Source organism: Massilia sp. CCM 8734 (assembly GCF_011682155.1).
Lineage (GTDB): Bacteria > Pseudomonadota > Gammaproteobacteria > Burkholderiales > Burkholderiaceae_D > Telluria_A > Telluria_A rubra.
This window is the reverse complement of sequence record NZ_WHJI01000084.1, coordinates 1-8,222: the sequence shown is the minus strand read 5'-3', so window position 1 is coordinate 8,222 and position 8,222 is coordinate 1. Positions and strand designations below refer to the sequence as shown.

9 protein-coding genes are annotated in these 8,222 nt (G+C 58.0%); 6 read left to right on the top strand and 3 right to left on the bottom strand.

Annotated features, from left to right (window positions below; translation table 11 throughout):
• Positions 1-895: hypothetical protein (locus tag F2P46_RS34975; RefSeq protein ID WP_166899016.1), on the bottom strand; the 895-nt coding region annotated here is incomplete at its 3' end.
• 201 nt (positions 896-1,096) lie between these two features.
• On the opposite strand from F2P46_RS34975, the gene F2P46_RS34970 reads away from it, so the two are divergent.
• The 6 genes from F2P46_RS34970 to F2P46_RS34945 all read left to right on the top strand — a co-directional run bounded on the left by F2P46_RS34970 (position 1,097) and on the right by F2P46_RS34945 (position 6,119).
• Positions 1,097-1,282, top strand: a complete 186-nt coding sequence (locus F2P46_RS34970) for a hypothetical protein (RefSeq protein ID WP_166899015.1) — start codon at positions 1,097-1,099, stop codon at positions 1,280-1,282.
• 87 nt (positions 1,283-1,369) lie between these two features.
• Positions 1,370-1,558: a hypothetical protein gene (locus tag F2P46_RS34965; RefSeq protein ID WP_166899014.1), complete on the top strand. Its 189-nt coding sequence runs from the start codon at positions 1,370-1,372 to the stop codon at positions 1,556-1,558.
• A gap of 278 nt (positions 1,559-1,836) precedes the next feature.
• On the top strand, positions 1,837-2,358 hold the full coding sequence (locus F2P46_RS34960; RefSeq protein WP_166899012.1) for a hypothetical protein: 522 nt from the start codon (positions 1,837-1,839) through the stop codon (positions 2,356-2,358).
• A gap of 246 nt (positions 2,359-2,604) precedes the next feature.
• Entirely contained in the window at positions 2,605-3,687 is a 1,083-nt protein-coding gene (locus F2P46_RS34955) for a ParA family protein (RefSeq protein WP_166899010.1), read from the top strand.
• Positions 3,684-4,670: a ParB/RepB/Spo0J family partition protein gene (locus F2P46_RS34950; RefSeq protein WP_166899008.1), complete on the top strand. Its 987-nt coding sequence runs from the start codon at positions 3,684-3,686 to the stop codon at positions 4,668-4,670. The genes F2P46_RS34955 and F2P46_RS34950 overlap by 4 nt, the downstream gene beginning before the upstream one ends.
• A gap of 354 nt (positions 4,671-5,024) precedes the next feature.
• Positions 5,025-6,119 carry a hypothetical protein gene (locus F2P46_RS34945; protein WP_166899006.1) on the top strand — a complete coding sequence of 365 codons (1,095 nt, stop codon included), beginning with the start codon at positions 5,025-5,027 and terminating at the stop codon, positions 6,117-6,119.
• 10 nt (positions 6,120-6,129) lie between these two features.
• Here F2P46_RS34945 and F2P46_RS34940 read toward each other — a convergent pair whose 3' ends face one another.
• Positions 6,130-7,308 (bottom strand): site-specific integrase, encoded by a 1,179-nt coding sequence (locus tag F2P46_RS34940; RefSeq protein WP_166899004.1) that lies wholly within the window; start codon positions 7,306-7,308, stop codon positions 6,130-6,132.
• A 6-nt stretch (positions 7,309-7,314) separates the two neighbouring features.
• Positions 7,315-8,222, bottom strand: a 908-nt coding sequence (locus F2P46_RS34935) for a DNA-binding protein (protein WP_166899002.1), incomplete at its 5' end; no start/stop codon positions are given.

Here is an 8,222-nt window from a genome sequence, read left to right as displayed (position 1 = left end):
CCCGCGTGACCTGCGGTGGCTTGCAGTATTTCAGCGGGTCGCCTGGCAGATCGGAGGACCAGCATCCGTCGCCAGTATGGAAAAACGGCACCACGCGGCGCTCACGCAGCGCGGCCGACAGCTCCGCTGGCGCACCCTCCTCTGCAGCGATATCGGCGTGCCATTCAAGGCTTCTGGCGTTCATCATCGGGACGAGCGTGGGCGCTCCTTCGGCGTCAAAGAACAGAAAGCCGTGGGGATTGGTAAAAAGATAGTATTCAACGAATCCGTAGCGATCACACAGGCCCTGGACCATGGCGGCCGCAGCCGGGTCGCGCAAAAATCCAAACTCGTGGGCGCCCAGCTGACCGGCCTGGCTGCGTGATTGATCGAGGAAGTAGGTGTTCTGCAGAGCGTCGATGGCCGCCTCCAGCTGGTCGAGGGCGTCGGGCTCCTGCTTCCGGATAAACCGATGAATGAGGCCACGATTAAAGGCCGCCACGGCAAAGCTCGCGTCGGCGCGAGCAGTGAACATGATTTTCTTGCAGGGCAGATCGGCGGCCGCCTCGCAAAACTCCAGCCCATCCATGTCCGGCATCGCGTAATCGATCACCACGACGGTGGGCAGCGAAAAACGCTGGGGATCGCCGACAAAGTGATAGATCCGCTCCAGGTCGCTTTCGGCGGTCGTGCCCCCTTCACCGCACTCATCTTCAAAGCCCAACAGTTGGGGTCCACTTGGGTCCACCCTGCTGAAAATGTCCGACACCCAGTCGAGTGCCGCGCGAGCCCGGTTGAAGGTGGTCTTTGCCAGGCTTTGTTCGAGGTGGAAATCCAGTACGGCCAGTGAAGAACGATCATCATCAATCACAACCGTCATTGTCGGGTGACGGTAAAGCGGCAACTGGACTGGCATGCATGTCTCCTCGGGCGGCCTTTCAGTATATAGCGGAATGAAGTTACAAAAAAGGCCAATGTTGAATAAAAGCATTTATCACCAATTCTCACATTTTTTTGTGAAATAAAAAATTACAACAAGTTCGTTAAATTGCAATATTATGTTGTAGTTGCTGGCGACGTGCCGGCACCATTTTCCCAAAGCGCACCCCAGGAGCCTATGAAAGAAACTAACACCAATCGCACACCGGATTTCTTCCTGCTGCCGTGTGCCCAGCCGATGGAACCATCCGTGAAACGTCATTACATCGCGGCACTGGTCGTGCTCGTCTGCGCAGTCGTGTTTCTCAACGTCGCGCACTCCTCGCCCGCCCCTCTCGGCTGCCGCGCCGAGCTGTCCCAGTAAGGCCCCATATGTCGACTATCTATCGGGGGTGTCCAAAAAGTGTTCCAGGATGAAATCGATCCACTATGGGGATGCATTGAACAATTATTGAAGGAACACGACATCTGCACCATCGCCGCGTTCGTCATCCCGCTTACGCCGAACACGGGCACTGTTGTCCTGTACGCGACGCCGAACAAGGACGGCACCATGCCGGCATCGCTGATGGCGGCCTATAAAGCCATCGATCCGACAGCCGTTATTACGCCATTTCCCTCTGACGACACGCCAGCGTAAAGGCTTTGTCCGCACGAATCGCCACACACGTCGCCACGCTGAACCTGGCCCTCCGACCGTGGCCCGCCCTACCAAACCGCGCATATGAAAACTACACCCGCATGCCGCCACGCCGCCCATTGCGTGGCGTGCGCGAATTTTCCTGATGGCGCACAGATCCTGCGCGAGCTGCTTGCCATCGTCGGCAATGACCGCCCTCACCCTGGGCGGCTACCGCAAGGATCTCGGCACCACCATCGCCAACTATCTCGACCTTCTCGACCTTTACACATCACGACATGAACGACTTGATCACGCGACTGCGCCTCGCCAATGACCCGACCGCCGACGCGGCCGCCAACCACATCGCCGCCCTAAGTGAACGCGTCGCGATCCAACAGACCGTAATGGACCGCGCAGCCAGCATTCTGGTCGAGGCAATTGCCTCAACGGACGGCATCAATGAAGCACAGGCCGAGGCATGTGTCGGCAGCATTCGCGGCCAGCTGGCCGAGGTTGGCCAAACCACCGCTGAAGAGCACCTCGAAAACTTGTGCGCGCGCATCGGCGCCGCAGCAGGCATCGCGCCGCACATCGAATTCAACCCTCTTGCGGTACTGGACCACATGCGCATCGTGCTGCATGCCCAACAGCGCAACGCCGACCGACTTAGCTGGGCAGTGTCGGTGCTTTGGAAGCCGGCCGACCCCGGCCGCAATCCAACCATGGTGGTGCGTACGAAAGGCACCCGCGCTGTCTTGCGCACCTTTGCGCCAGGCGCCACTTGGCTCGATGCTTTGGATGAGATTCTCGACGAATAACCGACCCGCCGAGCCGGCAGTGCCTGCTCGAAATAAGCGCGGGCACTGCCACAGGGGTGTCGTCCATCGACATTCCCGACTTGGTCAACACCGATTAAGAAAGCTAGTATTGTTTCTTGTGCTCTAGATCTTTTAGGAAAGACTAGACCCCCCTATTGAACCCCATCCTAATTTTTCGGAAAATTGTTTGCAATTAGGCTTGCAGCCGAATATTATGCTCATACCCTCGAAATTAGAAAGCCCACAATGGTTGCTGAAAATGTACTGCGCCCTTTCCATGGTGTTCGCCTCAAGCTTGCCAAGGAATTCATTGGTTTCACTGGGGCAGACAAGAAATTTCGTGAACTAGCGAAGGAAGTGGCAGGCGACAGCTCGCCCGCTTCTGCGGGGGGAGCGCACAAAACGTACCATGCGACAGAGATTAGACGCATTCGGCAAAAGCTATTGCCCGGCCTAATTGCCGAGGCATGTAGAGAATTGCCTCCAGTAGTCAACTTTCGCATGTCCAAAGGTGGAACAGGTAAAACAACCATCAGCTCGAACACCGCGACGTGCTTCGCGCAGTTTGGCTATAAAACCTTGGTAATCGATGGAGATCCACAAGGCTCCTTAAGCAAGCAACTCGGTTTCGATATTAATCTTCCGCTTACTCATATAGGTACGCTATTAGAGCGCGCTTCCAGAAACCAGCCGACCAAGATTCGCGATGCTGTCGTGCCCGTTTACTCCGGTGGAATGCTCGATCTCATCCCGGCTGATATTACGCTCGCCAACGATTCGTGGATGATTTCCGCCATGGGTCGCGAGACGCTTTTTCAGCGTCTAATGGAACAGGAATCTGATTTTTTCAAGCAGTACGAGGTCATTATCATTGACTCCGCTCCTGGGACTTCCTTGCTCACAACCGTCTTTATGGCAGCGTGCAACATCATCACTGCCGTTGTCATTCCGGAAGCGCAATCGGTACTGGCCTTGGAGGTGCTTGAATCCAACATTCGCGAAATTAATCAATCGATTCGGCGGAACTCGCCGCCCCTGGGGTTGCATATCATCGCTAACCGATACCGCCAGACGTATAAGTCGCACATTGATGCACTAGAGAAATTGGGGAGCAAGTATTCTGCCTACTTAAACGATACCATCGTGCGCGATTTTGCAGGATTTCTGCGGGAAACGGACCTTGATGACTACACGAAGTCAGCGCCCGTGCTCGAAAAGGAACCGAACAGCGTAGGCTCACGCGATATCATTGATGTAACAAAAGCTCTTATCAAGCTGTATAACGTGAAATTAAGCGCTGCTCCGGCCGTTGACGAGGTAGTGGCATGAGTAAGCAACGACAACCTATGAAATTTTCAGGACTTGTTGCGTCTGGGAAAATAACGCCAAAAATTGATTTATCGACAACCCAAGAATACGCAAGCTCGCTTGAAAGTGGTGAGGAGCGCCGATCACGTGAGGCTGCTGTCGCAGCAGAGGCCGCGTCCTCCGCAACCAGCACTATCGGCCGAGAGGCGCTCATCAATGTAGATTTGTTGGATGACAGCCCTTTCCAATACAGGAAAAAATACGATCCAGTAAAAATTGCTGAACTTGCCGGGTCAATGCTTGAGGCTGGCCAACGTACTCCAATTACTGTCCGCATTGTCCAGGCAGGTCGGTATGAGGTCATCAAAGGGCATTCGCGAAAATACGCGGCCAAACATGGCCTCATTCCCCAATTATCGGCGTTAGTGGTTGAGCGAACAGACCGTGAGGCTAAGCTTGACTGCATGCTCGACAATGAAGTTGAAGGGGTGTGTGAGTATGAACATGCTCTGATGTACCGGGATGCCTTAAAGGACGGCTACGCTTCCAATCAATCTCAGGTTGCTCGCCTATTTCGATGCTCACAACCTAAAGTCTCAAATTGCCTGTCGATGCTAGACCTGCCCGAGCCTGTGCTAGAAATGCTCGATGCCGATCCAGGGCTGATCGGAGCCAAAGCAGCGAAGGTTGTAACGGCGATGTGGAAGGAACAGCCGAGCAGTCACCACCTCATTCTCGAAGCCTTAGCGCGAGTCCAAGCTGGAGCGGATCAAGCGACGATTAAAGGGTGGGTAGCCCAAAAACTTGCATCCATCAAGAATACCGAACCCAAGAAGCTTGTGCGCCACTTCATCACTACTACCACTGGGGACGCGCGGTACGTTACGCTGGCCAAAGAACGGGACATTGTGATTCGCCTTGCGGACACATCCTTAGACCGTGATGAGGTTCACCAGAAAGTCGATGATTTTCTGAGAAGACTCGCTACCGAAGGCGGCGCATAATCTAATGAAATCAATGACTTATCCTTTATTACCCGGTAATAATCGTGAGTTTACCTATAAACCAAACCCGGCCCAGAGCCGGGTTTTTCGTTTTTTCCTGAGAGGCTAACTTGATTTAGCACCTTACAAAAAAGAAAACCCAGCTTGCAGGCCGGGCTTTCTTAACAACAGTTAATTAGAACACTACAGATACGGTGAAACCTCAGAACCTTCATCCTATACCCCAGTAGTGTGCTCGTCAAACACTTTGTAGGGCTGCTTGCCTTACAGATAGGATAGATTGTGCCCGCACAAGCTCTTAGTGATATCGCTCGGCCATACTTGCATCTTCCAACGGCTATACAAGCTGCCTTGATGAGGGTTGAAACCCACCCAACCTTCCGACGGTTGACAAAAAGTACCCTTCTGGTCCTCAAAACCTTGGTGTCCAGGGCATCTGCTCAAAACGGCCTTGCCGTCATTCGCGCGCGTTTCGACCGTATGGCGACAGAGGCCAGTGTCAGCTATAAGACCGTGCAACGCGCGGTGCGCATCTTCCGGGATTACGACTGGGTCCTACCAGCAAGTGAGGGACGATCCGAGTACGGGGTGTTTGAGTCACGACGCTACGTCTTCACGCATGCCCTGTGCGATTTAGTGGACTTGCCTACGGTAACGAAGCAGAGGCCAACCTCGACGCAACAGCAGACGGCCCCAGTAGTGCGACAGGAGCATCAGGAACCAACCGCAGCACCGGAGTCGCACGAGCCAGCTGCGCCGCAGGCAGAGCCGGCGCCGGTTCTGCCGCAGCCACAGCCAGAACCTGCCGTAGCGCCCGAGCCGCAGCTTTTAGCCGCGCCGCAAGAACAGCCGGCGGCGGCAGGCTCACAGGAAAAGCCGAGCCCGATGGCGCCCCAAGAGACAGAAATGTCCGATGGTGCTATATACGTTGACCTTAGTTTAAAAAAAGATCTACAGGAGATTTCGATAGAAAATCGGAAGGGCAACCCCCCAACCCTGCCACTAGCCGTCGCCATGATTCCCGCTGAAACGGGCATTTCGCCAACCGGCATCTGCAAGCTGCTCGGCATTGCGAAGCAAGTAGGCCACCAGCTGGAGCACGTCTATGCGATCGCCAAACCTTACCTTGCCAAGATCGGCATCAATTCCGCCCGGGCGTACCGCTACATCCTGGCGATGCTGCACAACGCGAAGAAGGTTGATTATGCTGCCAAAGCAGCCCAGGCCCAGCGCATGAGCGAACCCGATCCGAACGCGGCGTTGAAGGCGATCGCCATGCAATGCCGCTACAAGCGCTACCAGCACATCGGCAAGAACATCGCGGTGCGCTTTTTCGACGGCACCGCCGAGGTGCGCATAGATGGCCACGTCGAGTTGTACGGCGGCGCAAAAATGGTCGGGCTCTACAAAGGGGTCGCAAACGGCAATTTGCGCGAAGTGATCGAGTGATGAGCAGGGGTTATTTTTGCCTGGGCAGGTCGATGCGCAAAGCGTTGAGCGTCTCGGCATGGCGCTCGACATCGTCCTTGTGCAGATACCGCCCGGTGGTCTTGATCGAGGCATGGCGGGCATTATGCTGAACGGTCTTGAGCGGCACGCCACCGTTGGCCTGGTGTGTCAGCGAGGAATGCCGCAGCCAGTGCGTCGACGCGCCCGCCAGGCGATCAGCGATCTCGGGCATGCCGGCTTCAAGGGCAAGGGAGTGCGCGCGACGGATCACGGCCTTTAGCGCGGCGGCGACGGCGTAATGACTGGCGCCGCGCTGGGGGCCACGGCTCGCCAGCACGAGCGATATCGTCTCGCTTGGCACCGGCAGCGCGGCCAGGCCGAACGCTTGCCGGTACTGGCGAAATTCGGTGAGCAAGGATGGGGGGACAGGGACTTTTCCGCGCCTACTACCCTTACCCAGGACATGCAGCCACCATGCCCCGCTGTCGTCGCGCCGGATACTGCGCATGTCCGCGCCGACGAGTTCATTCAGGCGCACGGCCGTGAGGTAGTAGGCTTGCACCAGAAAGCGCGCGCGGGCGCGCCGCAGGGCAGCGCCTGGCGTAGCGCCCTGCAGGATGTCGGCCGCTTCGAGCAGCAGCGAGATCGCGGCCGGGGGCAGGTGGCGCTCGATGGCTTCGCTGCTGACTGCGCGCATGCCGGTAAGCAGCTGGGCCGGGTTCGCCTGTAGATACTCGGCGGCGCAAGCCCATCGGAACAAGCTCTTGATGACGGTCAGCGCCTGCAGCTGCGACACATCGGCCAGCCGGCCGCAGAACGGCCGCCAGCGCGGGTCGACGCGGGGGAACCGCGTTGCGCTGATCCACTGGTCGGCCGGCTGCGGATCGGCGATGAAAGCGGCGAACGCCAGCAGGTCTTCGTAGCGGACGTCGACCAGGTGTTTGCCATGCGCGCGAATCCAGTACAGGAAGCGGTCAGCCTCCTTGCGGCAGTTGCGCACGGTGCGCGGCGACAGATTCGGCCGGCGTAGCCAAAGCGCAATCAGCTCTTCGTCGTCGGTGGCGCGGGTCAGGGACCCGGAGGGGAGGGGAGGTGCGCCGCCGGCGGCGAGCGGCCGATGTGGCGCTGGCACTGGTAAAACAGATTCGATGTCACCCCCCTGCGCGGGGGCGGGCAGGGGGATCGACATAGGTACTTACTTTTTGGACGGCGGAGTTTTTGCACGAGGCTCGCCAGGTTCGCGGTCCTCGCCGGCACGCTTGGCGCCATCCTGAGCGGCAAGGGTATCGGCACGCATCTGGCCGCGCAGCTCGGCCGCCTCTTCGCTGGCGCGCTTGGACTCATTGCGCGCGGTGGTCACCAGAGCGCGCGCCTGCTCCAGCTCGCGTGCTGCGCTTTCCAACCGCGCCTGGCTGGCCTGTACAGCCATGTTGGCCGATGCCAGCTCGCGCGTCGCTTGCTGCGCCATCCGCTCCAGTTCGGCAATGTGGGTAACAGCTGCCAGCTCGCGCGCCTCGATCTCGCCGGCGCGACGCTCGCTTGCATCGAACTTGGCCATGGTGACCGCCGCGGCTTGCTCGGCCGCCACGCGGGCCGTGCGTTCGACGGCCAGTTCCTCGCGCGCCGCGACCAGATCTGCTTCCAGCCGCGGCATCGCCTCAAGGCGCAACTGGGCCTTGGCCAGTTCGGTTCGCGCCGACTCGGCCGCCTTGCGCTCGCGATCCATTTCGACCTGGCCGGCCTGCCAGTCGAGTTCCAATTGACCGGCTTTGCCCTGCACGGTAGCCAGTTCTACCTGGAGCGCTGTCAGCGCGTCGACCTGGCCCTCGATCTCTGCAGCCTGGCGCTCATTCTCGGTGGCGAGATCAGCCGCCTCTTGCTGTTGTTCGGCCAGTTCCGTTTCCAGCGCCGCTTTCGCGCTGGACAGTTCCTGTCCCATAAATTCCAGAATGGCGCGCTGCACTCCCGCCGGCAAGGTCAATGCGCTGGCGATCTTCTTTTCCCGATCCGCGCGCCATTGCTGCAACAGCTTGCTGATGGTGCCCAAGCTCCCCATGTTTCCCAGTCGCTCGCGCACAGTGCGCAAAGCCGGGGTGCTTCCGG

What these genes read in the sequence shown, in the direction of transcription:
- F2P46_RS34950 (WP_166899008.1), top strand. Translation starts at nt 3,684, where the DNA reads ATGAGTAAGCAACGACAACCTATGAAATTTTCAGGACTTGTTGCGTCT.
- F2P46_RS34960 (WP_166899012.1), top strand. Translation starts at nt 1,837, where the DNA reads ATGAACGACTTGATCACGCGACTGCGCCTCGCCAATGACCCGACCGCC.
- F2P46_RS34945 (WP_166899006.1), top strand. Translation starts at nt 5,025, where the DNA reads ATGAGGGTTGAAACCCACCCAACCTTCCGACGGTTGACAAAAAGTACC.
- F2P46_RS34940 (WP_166899004.1), bottom strand. Translation starts at nt 7,308, where the DNA reads ATGTCGATCCCCCTGCCCGCCCCCGCGCAGGGGGGTGACATCGAATCT.
- F2P46_RS34970 (WP_166899015.1), top strand. Translation starts at nt 1,097, where the DNA reads ATGAAAGAAACTAACACCAATCGCACACCGGATTTCTTCCTGCTGCCG.
- F2P46_RS34955 (WP_166899010.1), top strand. Translation starts at nt 2,605, where the DNA reads ATGGTTGCTGAAAATGTACTGCGCCCTTTCCATGGTGTTCGCCTCAAG.